Below are 20,045 nucleotides of genomic sequence, written 5' to 3' on the forward strand. Positions count from 1 at the left end.
CTGGGCTATCCTTAGTCATGCCATGGGGCTGATTCAAGGATAGGACATGTTGCGCTTCCGCGAGCCACTGCTCTTCGTCGCCACGCTGGCCGGCTATTGGCTGTTGGGGGTGGCCTCGGGCTGGTTCGCCATTCCCCCAGGCTATGCCAGCCCGATCTGGCCGGCGGCCGGTTTTGCCCTGTTCATGTTGCTGGTGGTGGGCCCCCGGGTTCTGCCTGCCATCTGGCTGGCGTCGTTCCTGCTGAATATCCGTTTTTCCGGTGCTTCCCTGAGTGAGCCCTCCCTCAGTTGGGTGGTGGCGGCCGTCATCGCGCTGGGTGCTGTTCTGCAATCCGCCTTGGCTTACTGGCTGGTGCGGCGTTTCACCGGCTTTCCCCATTGGATTCGCGGCAGCGACCCGATCCTGTTTGCGGTGCTGGGTGGCCCGGTGGCGAGCCTGGTGTCCTGCAGTGTCGGGGTCAGCACGCTGTTTGGCTTTGGCATTGTCGACTTGCGCGAGGCAGGGGCCAACTGGATCAATTGGTGGGTGGGGGATGCCATCGGTGTCATGTGCCTGGCGCCGCTGATCGTGGCGGTGAAGGGGCAGACCGCCTGGTCCTCCAGCACCCGGCTGACCAGTTTCATCGCGCTCTATGTTTCCCTGGTCCTGGTGGCCAGTGCCAGCTTTCTGTATTTTCGTGGCCAGCATGAGCGCTGGGTGGACACGGTGTTCGACGAGCATGTGGCGGGCATGCAGCGGGCCATCCACAAGCAGTTGGATGGGATTTCCCATATCGCCCATACCCTGGTGGCCCTGTTCACCACCTTCGAGGACATTGATTACGCCCAGTTCAGCGGCTATTCGCAGCAGCTCTACCAGCATGTGCCCGGGACCCAGGCTTTGTCCTGGATTCCCCGGGTGTCCCACGCAGAACGTGCCGCCTATGAACAGAACATGCAGCAACAGCTGGCTGAGCCGTTCCAGTTCAAAGAGCTGGGTGCGGACAAGAACATGATGCCGGCCGCTGCGCGGGAACAGTATTTTCCGGTGTATTTTATCACCCCCATGGACGGTAACCGGCGGGCCCACGGCTTTGACCTGGGGTCCGACCCGTCCCGGCGGGCGGCCATACAGCAGGCCATTCAGAGTCAGGCCATTGTGGCGACGGAACCCATTACCCTGGTGCAGGAGCAAGGCCAACAGTATGCTTTCCTGTTGCTGGCGCCGGTACGACGGGGCCAGCAGGTGATCGGCTTGATCTCTTCTGTCTATCGCGCCAAGGATTTACTGGAGGCAGCATTCGATCACGATGATCTGGAACAGGTGTCGATCTCCATTGTGGACAACACCGATCCCGGCAATCCGATTCCCTTTTTCAACGATCAGATTGAGCCCACCCAGAAACGCTTGCTGCAGCACCTGGAATTCGGCGGCCGTACCTGGCAGATCACTTATTCTCCGGGCGTGGAGTATCTGAAACGGACCCGTTCATTTTCGGTTTGGGTGGTGCTGGTGGCGGGCTTCGTGGCGGTGTCGGTGTTCGGCATGGTGATCCTGATGGTGATGACCCAGAAATCCACCGTGGAGAACGCGGTGCAACGGCAGACGGTGGAACTCAAACTGGCGTTGGAAAAGGCCGAAAACGCCAGCCGCATCAAAAGTAACTTTCTGGCCAGTATGTCCCACGAGTTGCGCACACCGCTGAATTCCATTATCGGCTTCAGTGTGCGGGCGCAAAAGAAACTGGAGGGCAGCGGGCAGCATCGGGTGCTGGATTCCCTGGGCCTGATCGAGAAGAACGGGCGCCACCTGTTGAATCTGATCAACGACATACTGGATCTGTCCAAAATCGAGGCGGGCAAGCTGCAGATTGAGCGCAGCCAGGTGCCGGTGGCGGAGGTGACTCAGGATGTGATTCATATCCTGCAACCCCTGGCGGAAGAGCGTCAGCTCAGCATCAGGTTGGATAGCGGCGACGTCACCACCCTGTGGGCGGACCGCATGCGTTTCTCCCAGATCCTGATCAATCTGATTTCCAATGCGGTGAAATTCACCGAGCAGGGCGGCATCACCCTGCGCTACCGGCGGCAGATACGGGAAGGCCGACCGGGGGTCTGCCTGCAGGTGGAGGATACCGGTAAGGGTATTAACTCAGAAGACCTGAAACGGCTGTTCCGGCGTTTTGAGCAGTTGGGCAACGACTTCAGCAACCAGTATCTGGGCAGCGGATTGGGGCTGTCCCTGGTGCAGGAGCTGGTGGAAATGCACGGTGGCGCCATCGCAGTGAACAGCCGTCCCCAGCAGGGTACGGTGTTTGAAATCTGGTTTCCCGATCACTGAAGCGGTTGTACCCGGCTCTACAGGCCAAAACGCGATGTAATTTCGGCCTATTCGGTGGTGGTTTTTGCGCTCGCTGCGGAAGCTGCTTAGTATCTTGCCATTGCCGTTTCCTGCCTTCAGACACACGAGGACATCCCATGCAGAAGCTGCCCCGCGACAAACACAATGACTACACAGCCGCCATGGCCCAGCAACGCCGCCAGGTGGTGAGCACCGAAACCGGCGCCAGCCTGGAGCACGTGGGCTCGTATTCCTTTGATCCCGGGGTATTGCCGGGCAACATCGAAAACTTCGCCGGTGTGGCCCAGATTCCCCTGGGGTTTGCGGGCCCCCTGCGGGTGAACGGGGAGCATGCCCAGGGTGAATTCTACGTGCCCATGGCCACCTCCGAGGGCACCCTGGTGGCCAGTTACAGCCGCGGCATGCGCCTGACCCGGGAGGCCGGCGGCATCAAAACCACGGTAATCGACGACGCCATGCAGCGGGCGCCGGTGTTCGTGTTTGAGGATGCCCGTGCGGCCCTGGCCTTCGGGCGCTGGGTGGAGGACAACTTCGGGGCCATCAAGGCCAAGGCGGAAGAGACCACCTCCTCCGGCAAACTGCGCAACATTGAACAGTACGCGGTGGCCAAGATGCGCTGGCTGCGCTTCAACTTTACCTGCGGCGATGCGGCGGGCCAGAACATGGTGAGCAAAGCCACCCGGCACGCCTGCCTGTGGATGATCGACCAGGGCATTCCCGGATTGGAGAACTTCACCCTGGCGGCCAACTTCGATACCGACAAGAAGCACTCCTTCGTCAACAGCCTGCACACCCGGGGCAAGCGCGCGGTGGCGGAGGTGACCCTGCCGGCCCAACTGGTGAAGGACATCATGCACACCACGCCGGAAGACCTGTTCCGCCAGCGCCAGTATTCCAATATGGGGGCCATCATGGCGGGCTCCGTCTGCAATGGTGCCCACTACGCCAACGGCATCACCGCCATGTTCATCGCCTGCGGCCAGGATGTTGCCAACGTGGCAGAATCCTCCGCCGGTTTCAATTACAGCGAGATCACCCCGGAAGGGGACTACTACTTTTCCACCACCATTCCCTCCCTGGTGGTGGCCACCTACGGCGGTGGCACTGGCCTGCCTACCCAGAAAGAGTGCCTGGATGTGCTGGGTTGTTATGGCAACGGCGGTGTCTACAAGTTTGCGGAGATCGTGGCAGCCACGGTGCTGTGCGGTGAGCTGTCACTGGCCTCGGCCATTGTGGCGGACGAGTGGGTGTCCAGCCACGATGCCTATGGTCGCAATCGCCCCTGAGCAGGATTCGGGTGGCGCTCGCGGCAGGATAACCGGATACTGGCCTGCATCAGGTTACAGCATTCCATAGAACAGCATTCGAGAGAAACCGTGAGCGCAGACCCAACCTCCAGCAGCCGCTATCAGCAGATTGCCGCTGCCATCGAATACTGTGTCACCCACCGGGAGGAGCAGCCCGGTCTGGCGCGGTTATCCAACCAGCTGGGGCTGAGTGAATCCCACCTGCAGCGCCTGTTTTCGGAATGGGTAGGTGTCTCCCCCAAGCAGTTCCTCAAATTCCTCACCAAGCAGGAGGCCAAGCGGCGCCTGCAACAGCAATCGGTGGAAGACACTGCACTGGGGCTGGGTTTGAGCGGCAGCAGCCGTCTGCACGATCTGATGCTGACCTGCGAGGCCATGACCCCCGGCGAGGTGCGGCAGCAGGGTGCGGGGCTGCTGATTACCTTCGGAGCCATTGCTACTCCCTTTGGAAAAGCGCTGTTGGCGCAAACCGGAAAGGGCATCTGCAAGTTGGGATTTTATGACACCCCGAACGAATGGCAGCGCTTGCAGGCGGAGCTGGCAGCGGAGTGGCCGCAGGCGACGTTGCAGCAGGATGACAACGTGGCAGAGGCTACCGGTGAACGGATTTTCGGCCGCCTGCAGTCGAATTCACACGGTACACCGCAACGGCTGCACCTGCTGATGAAAGGCAGCCCATTTCAATTGAAAGTGTGGGAGGCGTTGCTGCGCATCCCTGAGGGCCACCTGCACTCCTATCAACAGGTGGCCGACGCCATTCAGGAACCTGCGGCGGTGAGGGCGGTTGCCAGTGCCATTGCCCGCAATCACATCGGCTACCTGATTCCCTGCCATCGGGTGATCCGCGCCACCGGCGAGTTCAGCCAGTATCGCTGGGGCCCCACCCGCAAGCAGGCCATGATCGGCTGGGAAGCCTGTCGCAGCGAAATCAGTGAAACAGATTGAGCAGGGTGTTCAGGAATCGCTGCCCCAGCTCGGTGGTGCGCCAGTGATCCGGGTGGTCTTCCAGTAGCCCCTGGGCGACCGCGTGCGCCACGGGTTTTTCAACGGTTTGGAGGGCAAGGCCGGTGCGCTCGCTGAACAGACTCTTGGTGATGGGCTCCATCAAGCGCAGGGCATTCATGAAAAATTCAAACGGCAGATCCGGCTGCGCCACCACGTGTTGCTTGGCGGTGAAGGCTTTATCCGGATGCAGATAATCCTGGGGCAGGCGGGTTTTCTGATAGCGCAGCACGCGGCCGTCTGCCAGGGTGAGCTTGCCGTGGGCGCCGGCACCCAGGGCCAGGTAATCCCCAAAACGCCAGTAATTCAGGTTGTGCTTACATTGAAAACCGGGTTGGGCGTAGGCGCTGGTTTCGTAACGCTGGTAGCCCTGTTGTTGCAGCAAGGCCCAGCCGGCGTCTTCGATCTCCCCCAGGGCGTCGTCGTCCGGCAAGGTGGGGGGGCGGCGGTAAAATACGGTGTTGGGCTCGATGGTGAGCTGATACCAGGACAGGTGCGTGGGGTGCAGGTCAATGGCCTGTTGCAGGTCTGCCAGGGCATCGGCCACGGATTGCCGGGGCAGGCCGTGCATCAAATCCACGTTCACCTTTGCAAAGCCAACCTCATGGGCGGCAGCGATGGCGCGAATGGCGTTGTCGCGGTTGTGAATGCGTCCCAGTGCTGCGAGCTTGTCGTCCGCAAAACTCTGCACACCAATGGAAAGACGATTGATGCCCGCCTGGCGAAAACCGGCGAACTTCTCATACTCAAACGTACCCGGGTTGGCCTCCAGGGTGATCTCGGCCTGGCGGGCAATGGGAATTTTTTGGTGGATGGCTTGCAGCAGCTGATCGTAGCTGGCGGCGCTGAACAGGCTGGGGGTGCCGCCGCCGAAAAAAATACTGCTGATCTCACGGCCCTGGGCCCAGAACGGCTGCTGTAGCAGATCCTGCTCTAAGTCCTGCTCCAAATCCCGCAAGAGTGCAGCGATGTAGTCCGCCTCTGGGATGTCGCGGCTTTCGTGGCTGTTGAAATCGCAGTAAGGGCACTTGCGTACGCACCAGGGAATGTGAACGTAAAGCGCGAGGCCCATTTCAGCCCATCCGGCGGGTAAAGGCCTGCATCAACTGCTGCAGTGCCTGGCCCCGATGGCTGAGTTGGTTTTTGATGTCCGGCGGCAATTGTGCGGCGGTGCACTGATGTGTCGGCACCACAAACACCGGGTCATAACCAAAGCCATTGCTGCCCGACGCCTGCTCATCGATATAGCCTTCCCAGGTACCCTGGCAGATCAACGGCACCGGGTCGTCGGCGTGACGCAAATACACCATCACACATTGGAAGCGGGCCTGGCGTTGCTCCCGGGGCAGCCCTTGCAGTGCCTGCAGCAGCTTTGCCACGTTGGCGGCATCGCTGGCATCGGCACCGGCGTAGCGCGCACTGTAGATGCCCGGTGCCCCCAGCAGGGCATCCACCTCCAGGCCGGAATCATCGGCCAGGGCGGGTTTGCCGGTCACCCGGCTGGCATGGCGGGCTTTCAGCAGGGCGTTCTCCACAAAGGTCAGCCCGGTCTCTTCCACTTCTTCCACCTGGAATTCCCCCTGACCCCGCGCTTGCAGGCCAAAAGGATTTAAAACCTGGTTGATTTCACGGAGCTTGCCCTGATTGCCGGTGGCCACCACGATGTCTTGCATATAACAGATCCACTGGGTTGGTAAACGAGGGGCCAGTATACCCCAGCAACCCGGTGGATCAGAATGCAGCGCTCAGGGTAGCAGGGTAACGTTACCGGACATCCGCTCGCCGCTGGAGCGATGCTCGAACACCACTTCCACGCTGGTGAGGGTATCGGGCAGCTCAGGATCGTTTTGCAGGCTGACGTTGAAAGTGTTGCTGGCGCTGTCCTCTTCCAGAGTGAACCAACCCAGAGCATTCAGCTCATTCAGGTTCGCCACTTTATACACCTGGGCGTTCACCGGGCTCATCTGGCTGGTGATCTGGAATGTGGTGTCGGGGGTGACGTTGATGGGTTCACCGGCGTTGTACTCAAACCAGATGGGTTCCGGCAGGTCGGTGAGGGAGCTGATCTGGGCATCGAACTCCAGGCCCGCGTAGTCACCTTCGTGGCTGACAATGCCAATGCCCTTGGCCAGTTGGAGGGTGGTCTGAAGAGTCTCATGAATCACGATGGCATTACCGGCTACGCTGCCATCGAAATCAATGGTGGTATTCAGTACCGACTGGATTACCGGCAGGTTGCCGTCCCCATATGCGGTAAAGATCGCGTCAGACTCGGCTTTGGTGTAACTGACATCCACATTGACATTAATCGTGGCAATGCCGTATTTAACTTTGGCCGTTGCGATGGTGGGTGCATAGCTGGCGTTGCTGTCGTCGCTGATCACCAGGGGCGTTTGAAACAGAAGCTGGGTAATGGTGACGATGGAAACATCAAAATTGCCTCGGATGCCGTGCAGCTTGATGGCGTTGGGTGTGGATTCGAATAGCAGGGTCAAGGCACCGTCATCTTCACCATAGGTGACGGAATACACGTCGCGGCTGTTGGTGGACAATGCAGCATCATAAGCCACCAGGCCGGAGGTGCCATCTGCGTAATTGATGGCGGTGTCTTCTGTGAACGGCATGTAGGGGTTGAACTGTTGGGAGTAGCTGTTGCCGCCGCCGGAGCTGCCATCATCGCCGCCACCACCACCGCCACCGCCACCGCCACCACAGGCGGTCAGCATCAGCGTGCTAATAATCAGGGCTGCGAAACGATTAAAGATAGACTGCATCATGATACTTCTCGTCTTATTGTTTTAATGTGAATCATGGTTCCAGGACGGTGATGTTGGCAGACAGGCGCTCGTCGTTGCGCTTGCTCTCGAACAACACCTGATAACTGGTCAGGTCATTGGGCATGTTATCGTCGTGATTGATGATCACACGCCAGTCGCCGTTGGCATCTGTACTGACGGTCAACCAGCTCAAGGCGTTCAATTCCGACTGATTGACCACCCTGAAATCCGCAGAGGATAGGTTGTCGCCGCTGTCGGCCATGGTGAAGTGGCTGCTGGGCCCGTCTCCGTTGGTGTCGAATACCATGATGTTGGGCAGATCCAGCAGATGATCGAATTTCACTTCATAGTCGGGGCTGGTGTTTTCAGTAAGGTTGCCGCTGTGCTGCACCAGGCCCAGGCCTTTGGTGAAATAAAACGCCAGCGTGATGGGAATAGGGTCGATGCTCAAGCCGGTGGCGGTCACGGTGATTTCCGCTTCAAGGGTGGCGTTCAGGGTCGGGAAGCGCCAGGTATCGCCACTTAACGTGGTGCTGTTGTTGAATGCGCTGTTGCTGCTGTTGGTGACGTCGTAGTCCAGGGTGATGCTGCTGTTGGACAGGCTGCCGCCATTGATTTCAATGGCAGCGGTGGCCTTGGTGCTTTGATCGCTGCGATTGCCGATCAGCTTGATGGGCGTGTTGAAACGCAGGTAATCGATGGACGCGCCGCTCACGTCCACGGGACCATCGATACCAATCAGTTCTATCTGGTTGGTGGTGGAGCGGAAATACAAATCCAGCGTCAGTTCATCGCCGTCAATTGCCACTTTATGCACCGGATAGCCTTTCTGGTTGGACATGCCCACGTCATAGGTGATCCTGGCTTCCAGTCCGCTGACGGTGCCGCCGGTGGCGGTGTAGAAAAATCGGGTGTCGTTGGTGAGTGGCAGGTAAACGCTCTGTTCGACGCTGACCTCAACATAGGATGATTCCTCGTCCTCATCATCGTCGTCGGTATCCAGTCCGCAGCCACTGATCAGCAGGGTGCCAAAGGCAAGATAAAACAGATATTTAGGTAACATCAAAAGACTCTTTCGGTGCTTATAATATTTATTACTCTGGATTGTAGCCCAGGGGAATGTAAGTGAGTGTAGTAAATTGTAGGGTCAGATTGATAACTGTAAAAGGACGCCGGCAACGCCTGTTTGCCGGCGACTAAGTGTTTAATCTGTATAGAATTCCTGACTGAAGCTGACTTTCAATGGCGGGACCTGGGGGGTGGGTTTGACCTTGATGTCAAAGTCCAGTCGGTCGCCGTCATGAATGCGGAACTCGGCCAGGTAGTAAATGGCATCCCCTTCCTCCACCACCTGAAACTGCAGGGGGATTTCACTGCCGCCGCGCTGCCCGGTGAAACCTTCCAACTGAGCCATTACCGCTTTGGGTGTGCCGCCCGGTTGTTTGCGTTGTACCGCAATATTGATCACGCCCCGCTGCCGGCTGCGCATCAGGCCGTAACGGCTGGCCACTTCCGGCGTGAGATGGGTGGAATTGAAGGCGCTGTAATGCACCACATAGTCCTTGTTCTCCACCAGTTGTTCCGCCGCCGCAAGGGTGGCGGCTAACAATAGGAGGAGCCCTGTCAGTGGGGTCAGAATCCGTTTGATGGTCCGTGGTTGCAGGTTCATGTTCTTGACCTCCGAGATGTTGTGCCGCTTATTTGGTGACGTGGTAAACCGCCACTTCACCGAACAGATTGGGGAACAGTCGCATCAGCACACCATCACGAAAATGCATGTCCACCACAGTCCGGTTCAGTATCTTGAGATGCTTGCGATGACACAGGGCCTCAAAATCCTTGAACGTACACAGATGGATGTTGGGGGTGTTATACCAAGTATACGGCAACTGTTTGGAGACCGGCATGCGGCCCTTGGTCATCAGGTACAGGCGGCAGCCCCAATAGCCGAAATTGGGGAAGGTGATGATGCACTCTTTACCCACCCGCAGCATGTCATCAATGACTTTGTCCGGGTAATGCACCGCCTGCAGGGCCTGGGTCATGATCACCACATCAAAGCTGTCGTTTTCAAAGTTGCCCAGGCCGCCGTCCAGGTCCTGCTCGATGACATTGACGTTTTTCTTAATGCATTCAAGGATTTTGTCCTGGTCGATCTCCAGGCCGTAGCCGAACACATTTTTCGCTTCCCGCAGGTGGGCCAGCAGGGCACCGTCACCACAGCCCAGATCCAGTACGCTGCAATCCGGGCGGATCCATTGTTGAATGGTCTGCAGATCCTGACGCATGGCTCAGTGCTCCCCATCCAGTTCGATTGAATTCATATACGCTTTGAACAAATTGGTATAACGGGGCACATCCAACAGGAAGGAGTCATGCCCCTGGGGGCACTCGATGTCGGCATAACTGACCTGCTTGCGGGCTGCCAGCAGGGCCTGCACGATTTCCCGGGAACGCTCCGGTGAAAAGCGCCAGTCGGTGGTGAAGGACAACACCAGGAAATGGGCCTTGGCCTGGGCCAGAGCGATGCGCAGGTCGTGGTCGAATTCTTCCGCCGGGTCAAAATAATCCAGGGCCCGGGTCATCAGCAGATAGGTGTTGGCGTCGAAATTCTTGGAAAACACTTCCCCCTGGTAATTGAGGTAGCTTTCCACCTGAAATTCCACGTCGAAGTCGAAACTCTTGGCGCCGTCCCGCAGCTCGCGGCCGAACTTCTCCCGCATGGCGGCATCGGACAGATAGGTGATGTGACCCAGCATACGGGCCAGGCTCAGGCCGATCTTGGGGTAGGTGTTGTGCTCGTAGTAATGGCCTTCGCGAAAATCCGGGTCCGACAGAATGGCCTTGCGGGCCACTTCGTTGAAGGCGATGTTCTGGGCCGACAGCTTGGGGGCGGCGGCGATCACCACGGCGTTGCGCACCAGGTCCGGAAAGTCGATGGACCACTGCATGGCCTGCATGCCCCCCAGGCTGCCCCCCACTACGGCGGCCCAATGGGGTATCTCCAGGTGCTGCATCAGAGTGTGCTGGCTGTTGACCCAATCGCGCACGGTGACAATGGGAAAGTCCGGGCCATAGGGCTTGTGGGTGTCCGGATTGATGGAATTGGGGCCGGTGCTGCCGTGACAGCCCCCCAGGTTATTCAGGCTCACCACATAAAAGCGGTTGGTGTCGATGGCCTTGCCGGGGCCGATGCAGGCGTCCCACCAGCCGGGTTTTTTGTCGTCTTCACTGTGGAAGCCAGCGGCATGATGGTGGCCGCTGAGGGCATGGCACACCAGTACGGCGTTGCTTTTTGCCGCGTTCAGCGTGCCATAGGTTTCATACACCAGCTCGTAATGGGGCAGCGTTTTGCCACATTGCAGGGTGATCGGGTGGTCATAACGAAACAGCCGGGGCTGGACAATGCCCACGGAGCCTTTCGTCTGCTTGGCCGGTGTTTGGAGCGCGGTGGTCAATCCTCGTGTTCCTGAGCTGAAAACAATGAAGAGCGCAGTCTATCAGAAAAAGGGGGTTTAAAAAGGGTCTTGAAAAAGGGTGGGGAGGATAGCCCTAGCGTCTGCGGGTGGTATTGGAGAACTGCGCCGTGATCATGGGGATCACCTTGCGGCTCTGGTGGATCGGGGCGGGTTTGCGCAGCCCCTTGACCATTTCTTCCACCTCGGCAATCTGTTCGTCCAGGTCTTCCAGCAGGGATTCCATGTTGCTGATCCGCTGCTCGGCGTTGTCTTCGGCGTTGCCCAGATTGCGCAGCTTGAGAATGTGCTCATCCAGCAGGTGTTTCTGCTCCTGGGCGTTCTGGAACAGGGGCAGCAGCACGTCGTTGAGCCAGGATTTGGCGGCCCGCTCATACAGGCGGTAGATGGTGGAGCCTTCGTTGACAATGGTGCTGAGGAAGCGCTTGGAGGTGGCTTTCTGCTCGGTCAGCAGCTTGCGCAGGTTGCGGCGGAAGCTGCCGGATTTGGTGCGCAGGTCGTCCAGGCGGGTCAGGTATTCCTTGGGGGAAAAGCGCGGGTAGTCCAGGGGCGCCATGCCCTGTTCCGCCTCATACTTGGCGTAGATATCCGCCACCAGCGGCTGGATTTTCTCCTGCCGTTGCGCCAGTTGGGTCATGTCCCGCTTCAGGTTATCGAAGAAACTGTCAATGGCGTTGTTCATGCCGACGATGGTCCAGCTGCTGGTGAGGGCCTTGCCCGCCTCTTTCAGATAGGCGCTGAGTTTGTCACTGTTGACCGGCTCCAGCATGGCGCCGCCTTCCCGCAGGATCATCTTGCGGCTGGATTTCAGCAGAATCAGCTTCTTGTGGTAATAGGTCTGCTCGTGGCGGGCCTGGGACAGCATTTTCTCCAGCTGGGACTGGCGGTCGGATTCCTCCGCCTTCAGCACCCGCAGTTCCGCCAGCACCGATTCCCGGCGCCGCAGCAAGGTCTTGCGGCTGCCGTGCAGCATGGCGTGGATGTCCTTGATCACGCTTTTCTGGATCAGGTGCTCCTTGCGTCGCATCATGTCGTTGGAGAGCAGCTCCTCCAGCTCCGGCAGAAAACTGTTGTCCAGCCGTTCCATATTGCCCTCCACCTGGGCCAGCAGGCCTTCTTTGGCGGAGACGCAGAGAATTTCGTCCGGTGCGATGGCCAGCTGGCGGGCGCACTGGGCCCGGATATCCCCCAGCACCCGTTTGTTGAACTGGTCGTCCTCCAGCTCATCCCAGACTGAGTCCACCTTGTTGAGAATGGCGTAGACGCCGGTGGATTCCCGCAGCGCCAGGTCGCGGATGTGACGGTTCCAGATGTCCAGGTCGGTGGCACTGACCCCGGAGGAGGCGGACAGCAGGAACAGGATGGACTGGGCTTCCGGCAGCAGGCTGAAGGTCAGCTCCGGCTCGCAGCCCAGGGCATTGAGCCCGGGGGTGTCGATGATGGTCAGGCCCTGGCGCAGCAGCGGATGATCAAAGCTGATCATGGCATGGCGCCAGGCAGGAATCCGGACTTTTTCCGGATTTTCGCTGTCTTTTTCCAGAAGATCAATCTGAAACCCCATGGCGGAGGCTTCATTGGGGGTGACCGATTTGAGTTGGGCCACCTCGGAAAAGGTCTTCTTCATGGCGCGGGGGTCGTCGGTGTTGAGGGGGACAAACACCCACTTGTCCGGGATCTTGCGAAAACTGGACAGGCTGGACCCCACCATGCGGGTTTCAATGGGCAGCAGGCGGATATAGCTCTCGGTGGCCCGGTGATCGTACATCAGCTCAGTGGGGCACATGGTGGTGCGGCCGGCCCCGGATGGCAGGATGCGGGTGCCGTAGTGACTGAAGAACAGGGCGTTGATGAGCTCGGTTTTGCCGCGGGAGAATTCCCCCACAAAGGCGATGGTGATGCGGTCTTCCCTGAGGGTCTGCAGAGCCTGTTCCAGCTTGGCTTCCAGCTCCGGATTCTGCACATTGTGATCAATCAGCCAGCCACGATAATGCGTCAGTTCGCGGTGGATTTCCTGCCGCCACTGAAGATAGGCATCCATCTGATTGGAAAGACGCGCAGACTCCATCGGGTCATTCACTCATGATAATTCAGCATAAAATTGACAGTTTGGCTGCCGAGCAGACGGTAAACCCTTGAACGTTCAGGGCTTGCTAATGTTCAGCTTAGCAGGGATTTCCTTGGGTGACTGTATCCGCACCCGTTTACTTCGGCCCAGTTCGCCTTTTTCAATCACCACCTGGCTTTTGCTCACCCCAAAGCTCTTGGCCAGGAACCGGGTAAGATGGGCATTGGCCTTGCCATCCACCGGTGGCGCGGTGATCCGGATCTTCAGCTCCGCGCCATGGTCACCGACAATCTCATCGCTGGCGGCTTTCGGCTGCAGACGACAATCCAGAATCAGGTCCAAACCCTGCCACCGATACCAGTCTGCCACAATTTACGGCATTCCCGACAGGCCGAACAGTTGCTTGATGAAAATCATGGCGATCATCACCAGCATGGGGGAGATATCCAACCCACCCATGGGGGGAATCACCTTGCGCGCCGGTGCCAGCACCGGTTCGGCAATCTGGTTGAGGATGTCGGCAAACGGGTTATAGCCGCCCCCGGCCGCCGACACCCAGCTCAGGATGGCGGACACGAAGATCACAAACAGGAAGAAGTTGATGATGGTGTTGGCCATGGACTTGAGGAAGAAAATGAACAGCGCCACCACATTGACCTGGCCGGGATCGTGAAACACGAAGATATACAGGCCCAGCTTGACCATGATGAGCCCCACAAACAGCACCAGGGAGGCCACATCCAGGCCGCCAAAGCCGGGCACCACCTTGCGCAGGGGTACCAGCAAGGGGTTGGTGGCCTTGACGATGAACTGGGATACCGGGTTGTAGAAATCAGCCCGCACCATCTGCAGGATGAATCTGGCCAACACGATCGATATGTAGATATCGAACAGGGTGGTCACCAGAAAAAGAAAGGCGTTGTTCACGTGCATGGTTAGCAGTTCCTAATTCAGCGGCATTTAAACTCACTAATGATAACAGACCCGGCTCAGCCCGACAGTTCCTTGGAGCGCTGGTAGGCGCCCTGCAGGGCCTGGGCGAAAATATCCCGCAGTTGCCGGTCCTCCATAATGCCGATGGCCCGTTCGGTGGTGCCGCCGGGGGAGGTGACCCGGCGCCGCAGTTCATCCGGCTCTACATCGCTGGTGATGGCCATTTGTGCGGAGCCCAGCGCGGTTTGCAGGGTGAGCTGTTTGGCCGCCTGCTCACTCAGCCCCAGGGCGCGGCCGGCGGCGATCATGGCTTCCATGACCAGGAAGAAATAGGCCGGGCCGCTGCCGGATACGGCGGTCACCGCGTCGATCTGGTCTTCGCTTTCCACCCACAGGGCCAGGCCCACTGACCCCATGATGGAACGGGCCTGCTCGCGCTGGGATGGGCTTACATTGGCGTTGGCAAACAGACCGCTGGCCCCGGTTTCCACCAGGGCGGGGGTGTTGGGCATGCAGCGTACAATGGGGGTGTCCGCGCCCAGCCAGCCCTCCAGCTGAGCCAGGGTGATGCCGGCGGCAATGCTCATCACCAGGGGTTTGCGCTGTGCAAACAAGTCCTTCAGCGGCGCCAGTACGTCCCCCATGACCTGGGGTTTGACCGCCAAAACCACCACGTCGGCCTTCTGGCAGGCGTTGATGTTGTCGCGGGTGGTGTTCACCTGCAATTGCTTGCGCACATGTTGCAGTTGCTGTTCGTTGATGTCCGAGAGGGTAACGTTGATCGGGTCCATGCCCTTGGCGATCATGCCCCCCGCCAGACTGCTGGCCATGTTTCCGGCCCCGATAAAGGTAATCTTCATGGTCTGTAGGATCTCTGAATTTAAACAATCGTAAAGCGCGAATCTGCTTGCAAATCTGCTCGTTAGAATAGCGATTCTATGACGGATTTGTTACGGTTTTCTGCCGCTCGCCAAATAAAGCCGTGCCAATGCGAAGAATTGTGCTGCCTTCGGCAATGGCGGCTTCCAGATCATCAGACATGCCCATAGAGAGGGTGTCGATGGGCATACCGGCACGGGCCAGTGCCCGGCCCAGCTCCGCCAGATGATGAAAGGATGCCCGGCGCTGCACCGGATCCTCCCGGCGCCGTGGGATGCACATCAGTCCCCGCAACCGTATCTTCGGCAAGCCCTGGATTGCCTGGGCCAGGGGCAGAACCGCTTCCGGCAAGACGCCGGACTTGCTGGCTTCCTGGTCGATGTTCACCTGCAGGCACAGATTCAGCGGCGGCAGGTGGTCAGGTCGTTGCTCGCTCAGGCGGCGGGCGATCTTTTCCCGCTCCACACTGTGCACCCAGTGAAAATGTTCGGCGATGGGGCGGGTTTTGTTGGATTGAATGGGCCCGATGAAATGCCAGACCAGGTCCAGATCCTCAAGCGCCTGCATCTTCGTCTCGGCTTCCTGCCAGTAGCTCTCACCAAAATCCCGTTGGCCCAGCATATAAAGGGTGCGAATGGCTGCGCTTGAGTGTTTTTTGCTCACTGCCAGCAGCAGCGGCGGTGTGGCCTGCAGGCTGTGGGCGGCTTCGGCGATGCGCCCGCGGACGGCTCGGTAGCGTTGTTCCAGGTCGTTGTTCATGGCTTTGGGTTGGAGTTACGGAAATTTTTCTCAAAGTATGGTATTTAATCACAAAAATCATTTAGGTGGGCCAAGGAAAAAAGTGGCGGCTGGAATGTCTGCTAATCTTGAAAGAGTCCTATATTGTCGACTCAGGTTCTAATTCAACCCAGTTCAAAGAAGGTATCCCATGGACATTACCGAATTGCTTGCCTTTGGCGTGAAGAATGGCGCGTCGGACCTGCACCTGTCAGCCGGTCTGCCCCCGATGATCCGCGTGGACGGCGACGTACGCCGCATCAACCTGCCCCCCATGGACCATAAACAGGTGCACGGCCTGATTTATGACATCATGAACGATAAGCAGCGTAAGGATTTTGAGGAATTCCTGGAAACCGACTTCTCTTTTGAGGTGCCCGGTGTGGCCCGTTTCCGGGTGAACGCCTTTAACCAGAACCGGGGTGCCGGTGCGGTGTTCCGGACCATCCCCTCCAAGGTGCTGTCCATGGAGGATCTGGGGCAGGGCCAGGTGTTCAAGGATATCTGTGAGTTTCCCCGTGGTATTGTGTTGGTGACCGGGCCCACCGGTTCCGGCAAGTCCACCACCCTGGCGGCCATGCTCGATTACATCAATGAAACCCGCTATGAGCACATCCTCACCATTGAGGACCCCATCGAATTCGTACACGAATCCAAAAAATGCCTGTTGAACCAGCGTGAGGTGCACCGGGATACCCTGGGCTTCGCCGAGGCACTGCGTTCAGCCCTGCGGGAAGACCCGGACATCATCCTGGTGGGTGAGATGCGGGACCTGGAAACCATTCGACTGGCCCTGACCGCCGCCGAAACCGGTCACCTGGTGTTCGGCACTTTGCACACCACCTCGGCGGCCAAGACCATCGACCGGGTGGTGGACGTGTTCCCCGCCGCAGAAAAGGCCATGGTGCGTTCCATGTTGTCGGAATCCCTGCAGGCGGTTATCTCCCAGACGCTGTTGAAGAAGCAGGGCGGTGGCCGGGTGGCGGCCCACGAAATCATGATCGGCACCCCGGCGATCCGGAACCTGATCCGGGAAGACAAAGTGGCGCAGATGTATTCCGCCATTCAGACCGGTGCCTCGCTGGGCATGCAGACCCTGGACCAGTGTCTGGGGGATCTGGTGCGCAAAGGTCACGTCAGCATTGAGCTGGCCCGTGAGAAAGCCAAGAATCCGGACGCGATCAAATAACAAGAATGCAACTGAGGTAGACCATGGATTTTGAAGATCTACTCAAACTGATGGTGGAAAAGGGCGGCTCTGATCTGTTTATCACAGCCGGGGTGCCGCCTTCCATGAAAGTGCACGGCCGCATTGTGCCGGTCACCAAAACCGCACTCAGTCCGGAAAAAACCCGGGAGACGGTGCTGGGGGTCATGAACGAGTCCCAGCGCAAAGAGTTTATCGAAACCCACGAATGCAACTTCGCCATTTCCGCCCGGGGCATTGGCCGCTTCCGGGTCAGTGCCTTCTACCAGCGCAACCTGGTGGGCATGGTGTTGCGGCGTATCGAAACCCGGATTCCCACCATTGATGAATTGAACCTGCCGTCGGTGATCAAGGACCTGTCCATGACCAAACGCGGCATCATCATCTTTGTTGGGGCCACCGGTACCGGTAAATCCACCTCGCTGGCGTCCATGATTGGTCATCGCAACAATAATTCGAAGGGACACATCATCAGCATCGAGGACCCCATCGAATTTATTCACCAGCACAAGGGGTGTATTGTCACCCAGCGCGAAGTGGGACTGGATACCGAAAGTTTTGATACCGCCCTGAAGAACACCCTGCGTCAGGCGCCCGATGTCATCATGATCGGCGAGATCCGGACCCGGGAAACCATGGAATACGCGGTGGCGTTTTCCGAAACCGGTCACCTGGTGTTGGCCACCCTGCACGCCAATAACGCCAACCAGGCACTGGATCGAATCATTCACTTCTTTCCGGCGGATCGCCACGGCCAGTTGTGGATGGACCTGTCCCTCAACCTGCGGGCCATGGTGGCGCAGCAACTGATTCCCACGCCGGATGGCAAGAGCCGCCGCGCGGTCATTGAAGTCTTGTTGAACACGCCCTTGATGGCAGACCACATCCGCAAGGGTGAAGTGCATCTGCTCAAGCCGCTGATGGCCAAATCCCGCGAACTGGGGATGCAGACGTTCGACCAGGCCCTCTACGATCTGTACAGCGCCGGTGAGATTACCTATGAAGACGCGCTGGCCCACGCCGATTCGCCCAATGATCTGCGCCTGATGATCAAGCTGGGCTCGGAAAGTTCGGCCGATGCCCTGGATACTGCCACCAAGGGGCTGACACTGCAGGATGATGAAGGTGGTATGAAAGGAGGCTGGTAGCCATGGATACGGCGCATCAGGGCAGCAATAAAAACGATCGTTTCCTGTTGATTATTCTGGGGCTGGGCTTTTTGGTCAGCCTGGGACTGGCAAGTTGGTACGGCACCTGGATGGAAGCGCTGGTGATCGGCGGGCTGTGTTTCGGTGGTGCCATGCTGATGCACCAACTGGCCGCAGGCTCCCTGTTGTGCCGCATGACCAACGCGGTGGCCCTGATGGTGCTGGTGGCGCTGCACATTCACCAGGCCCACGGCATGATTGAGTTGCACTTTGGCGTGTTCGTGGGGTTAGCCTTCCTGTTTGCCTATCGGGACTGGCGCCCGCTGTTGCTGGGGGCAGGCCTGATTGCCGTGCATCACGTTGGCTTCAACTTTCTGCAGGAACAGGGCGCGCCGGTCTGGGTGTTTGATAACGACCGCCTGGGTTGGAAAATCGTCTTTATTCATGCGGTCTATGTGGTTGCTGAAACCGCGGCCCTGATCTGGCTGGCCCATATTGGCAAAGAGGAGGCCAGGGTCAGTGAAGAGGTGATTCGGGTGGCCGAGCAGGTGCATCTGGACAATGGCGTTATGGATCTGTCGGTGCGTTGCAATGAGGCGGGCAGTGCCGTGCTCAATCGTTTCAATTCCATGATGAACCATTTCCAACAGGCGGTGCAGGATACCCAGCTCTCGTTGTCGGAGCTGGTGCAGGTGGTGCAGCATTCCAGCGACTCCAATCAAAAACTGGAGAATCTGTCCCGCAGCAAGGTGGGGCTCACCGAACAGATTGCCGTGGCCATGGATGAGCTGACCCAGTCGGTGGCCTCCATTTCCGAAAATGCCCTGCAAACGTCACAGGATACGGACCAGGCGGTGTCCGATAACCGGCTCTGCCTGGACAACGTCAATCAGACCCAGCAATCGGTGCGGGTGCTGTCCGGCTCCCTGGTCAGCGCCGGGGATAAAACCGCTGCCCTGGCGGAAAATTGTCGCGCCATCAGCGCGGTGGTGGATGTGATCCAGGGCATCGCGGAACAAACCAATCTACTGGCACTGAATGCCGCCATTGAAGCCGCCCGGGCCGGCGAGCAGGGGCGGGGTTTTGCCGTGGTGGCCGATGAGGTGCGGGCGCTGGCATCCAGAACCTATGAGTCCACCAAAGAGATCAACAACCTGATTGTGAACCTGCAGGCGGGGAGTGAAGAAACCGTCGCCGCCATGGCCGATTGCCAGGAACAGGTTCAGCACACCGAAAGCTTCAGCGCCGAGCTTGTCGGGCGGCTGACGGACATCAACAGTGGCCTGGAGCGGGTCAACACCATGATCCAGCAAATTGCCGCCGCCGTAGAGGAGCAGTCAGCGGTGAGCCGGGATGTGGCCAGGAACGCCAATGAGATCAAGCTGGCCTCGCAGGATGTTTCCCGACATGCCAGTGCGGGACTGCAGGATGTCCAGCACGCCGAACAACTGGTCGCCTCGCTGAGCAAAAAGCTGGCGGCATTCCGGGTTGGATAAGAGCGGGGCCAAGCGGGGTGCTTTACTCAAAGCCACGCTGTTCTTCATGGTCTGGCTGCTGCTTCTGGGCCTGGCCTATTGGTACTTCCTGATCAAACCGCAGCAGTGGTTCGACGCTACCCAGCAACAGCCACCGCTGTTGGCGGACAGTGCCCGGCAGCAGGCATTGCGGGAGCAGCTACGTCAGCACTTTCCCCAACTGCAGGATGGCCGTGCCTGGTTCGTGCGGTTCAAGCAATCCGGCTGTCAATGTGAGCGCTTTGTCGAGCTGTATCACCAGAGCTTCAGCGCCCGTGCAGACCCTGCGCGCATGCAGGTGATCAGCGTGGATCTGGCGCAGGACACCTTCACCCCGGAACAGCTCAGTTTTATCACCGAAGTTATTCCAGCCACGCCCTCAGTTGCCCTGTTTAATCCTCAAGGGGCGGTCAACTACTTTGGCCCCTATCACCAGGAAGGCATTTGTAACGCGGAGAACAGTTACCTGGAGCCGGTGCTACAGGCGTTGGCCCAGGGGCAAGACCTATCCATCCTGAACACCCTGGTGTTTGGTTGCTTTTGCTCCACCCGATGAAGGTCCGGAATTTTTTCTGTGCGGCGGTGAGGCGCGGGGGGGGATTTGGCGTAATATGATCAA

19 protein-coding genes are annotated in these 20,045 nt (G+C 58.6%); 7 read left to right on the forward strand and 12 right to left on the reverse strand.

Features of this window, described 5'->3' with window-relative positions:
- Positions 1-46 precede the first annotated feature (46 nt).
- The 3 genes from D9N14_RS15605 to D9N14_RS15615 all read left to right on the forward strand — a co-directional run bounded on the left by D9N14_RS15605 (position 47) and on the right by D9N14_RS15615 (position 4,593).
- Positions 47-2,320, forward strand: coding sequence for a CHASE domain-containing protein (locus D9N14_RS15605; RefSeq protein WP_290581354.1), 2,274 nt, complete (start codon positions 47-49; stop codon positions 2,318-2,320).
- Positions 2,321-2,457: 137 nt separating this feature from the next.
- Entirely contained in the window at positions 2,458-3,627 is a 1,170-nt protein-coding gene (locus tag D9N14_RS15610; protein ID WP_290581356.1) for a hydroxymethylglutaryl-CoA reductase, read from the forward strand.
- Positions 3,628-3,717: 90 nt separating this feature from the next.
- Positions 3,718-4,593: a methylated-DNA--[protein]-cysteine S-methyltransferase gene (locus D9N14_RS15615; RefSeq protein ID WP_290581358.1), complete on the forward strand. Its 876-nt coding sequence runs from the start codon at positions 3,718-3,720 to the stop codon at positions 4,591-4,593.
- Here the strand turns inward: D9N14_RS15615 and hemW are convergent.
- From hemW to D9N14_RS15675, 12 genes are all read right to left on the reverse strand, one after another.
- A complete protein-coding gene (gene hemW, locus D9N14_RS15620) occupies positions 4,577-5,722 on the reverse strand; it encodes a radical SAM family heme chaperone HemW (RefSeq protein ID WP_290581360.1) in 1,146 nt (381 codons plus the stop codon). The two genes, D9N14_RS15615 and hemW, sit on opposite strands and share 17 nt — an antisense overlap.
- A gap of 1 nt (position 5,723) precedes the next feature.
- Positions 5,724-6,323 (reverse strand): XTP/dITP diphosphatase, encoded by a 600-nt coding sequence (locus D9N14_RS15625; RefSeq protein ID WP_290581362.1) that lies wholly within the window; start codon positions 6,321-6,323, stop codon positions 5,724-5,726.
- A 72-nt stretch (positions 6,324-6,395) separates the two neighbouring features.
- Positions 6,396-7,427 (reverse strand): hypothetical protein, encoded by a 1,032-nt coding sequence (locus D9N14_RS15630; protein WP_290581364.1) that lies wholly within the window; start codon positions 7,425-7,427, stop codon positions 6,396-6,398.
- 31 nt (positions 7,428-7,458) lie between these two features.
- Positions 7,459-8,490, reverse strand: a complete 1,032-nt coding sequence (locus tag D9N14_RS15635) for a hypothetical protein (RefSeq protein WP_290581366.1) — start codon at positions 8,488-8,490, stop codon at positions 7,459-7,461.
- 141 nt (positions 8,491-8,631) lie between these two features.
- On the reverse strand, positions 8,632-9,096 hold the full coding sequence (locus D9N14_RS15640; RefSeq protein WP_290581368.1) for a DUF4426 domain-containing protein: 465 nt from the start codon (positions 9,094-9,096) through the stop codon (positions 8,632-8,634).
- 28 nt (positions 9,097-9,124) lie between these two features.
- Positions 9,125-9,715 (reverse strand): methionine biosynthesis protein MetW, encoded by a 591-nt coding sequence (gene metW / locus D9N14_RS15645; RefSeq protein ID WP_290581370.1) that lies wholly within the window; start codon positions 9,713-9,715, stop codon positions 9,125-9,127.
- Positions 9,716-9,718: 3 nt separating this feature from the next.
- A complete protein-coding gene (locus D9N14_RS15650; RefSeq protein WP_290581372.1) occupies positions 9,719-10,885 on the reverse strand; it encodes a homoserine O-succinyltransferase MetX in 1,167 nt (388 codons plus the stop codon).
- Between the two features lie 94 nt (positions 10,886-10,979).
- Entirely contained in the window at positions 10,980-12,968 is a 1,989-nt protein-coding gene (locus tag D9N14_RS15655) for a dynamin family protein (RefSeq protein WP_290581374.1), read from the reverse strand.
- A gap of 75 nt (positions 12,969-13,043) precedes the next feature.
- The gene (locus D9N14_RS15660) at positions 13,044-13,337 is read right to left on the reverse strand and encodes a DUF167 domain-containing protein (RefSeq protein WP_290581376.1); all 294 of its coding nucleotides are present in this window, start codon (positions 13,335-13,337) and stop codon (positions 13,044-13,046) included.
- 3 nt (positions 13,338-13,340) lie between these two features.
- Positions 13,341-13,901, reverse strand: a complete 561-nt coding sequence (locus tag D9N14_RS15665) for a YggT family protein (protein ID WP_290581378.1) — start codon at positions 13,899-13,901, stop codon at positions 13,341-13,343.
- 56 nt (positions 13,902-13,957) lie between these two features.
- Entirely contained in the window at positions 13,958-14,761 is an 804-nt protein-coding gene (gene proC, locus D9N14_RS15670; protein WP_290581380.1) for a pyrroline-5-carboxylate reductase, read from the reverse strand.
- A gap of 76 nt (positions 14,762-14,837) precedes the next feature.
- Positions 14,838-15,539 (reverse strand): YggS family pyridoxal phosphate-dependent enzyme, encoded by a 702-nt coding sequence (locus D9N14_RS15675; RefSeq protein ID WP_290581382.1) that lies wholly within the window; start codon positions 15,537-15,539, stop codon positions 14,838-14,840.
- A gap of 169 nt (positions 15,540-15,708) precedes the next feature.
- Between D9N14_RS15675 and D9N14_RS15680 the strand changes: the two genes are divergently transcribed.
- From D9N14_RS15680 to D9N14_RS15695, 4 genes are read left to right on the forward strand one after another with little or no spacing between them, the layout of a single operon-like run.
- Positions 15,709-16,746: a type IV pilus twitching motility protein PilT gene (locus tag D9N14_RS15680; protein WP_290581384.1), complete on the forward strand. Its 1,038-nt coding sequence runs from the start codon at positions 15,709-15,711 to the stop codon at positions 16,744-16,746.
- Between the two features lie 23 nt (positions 16,747-16,769).
- A complete protein-coding gene (locus tag D9N14_RS15685; RefSeq protein ID WP_290581386.1) occupies positions 16,770-17,912 on the forward strand; it encodes a PilT/PilU family type 4a pilus ATPase in 1,143 nt (380 codons plus the stop codon).
- Between the two features lie 2 nt (positions 17,913-17,914).
- Complete coding sequence (locus D9N14_RS15690) at positions 17,915-19,408, forward strand: methyl-accepting chemotaxis protein (RefSeq protein WP_290581388.1); 1,494 nt, start codon at positions 17,915-17,917, stop codon at positions 19,406-19,408.
- Positions 19,401-19,982 (forward strand): DUF6436 domain-containing protein, encoded by a 582-nt coding sequence (locus tag D9N14_RS15695; RefSeq protein WP_290581390.1) that lies wholly within the window; start codon positions 19,401-19,403, stop codon positions 19,980-19,982. Before D9N14_RS15690 ends, D9N14_RS15695 begins: the two co-directional genes overlap by 8 nt.
- Positions 19,983-20,045 lie beyond the last annotated feature (63 nt).

It is taken from the genome of Ketobacter sp. (assembly GCF_003671495.1).
In the GTDB taxonomy this organism is placed as follows: domain Bacteria; phylum Pseudomonadota; class Gammaproteobacteria; order Pseudomonadales; family Ketobacteraceae; genus Ketobacter.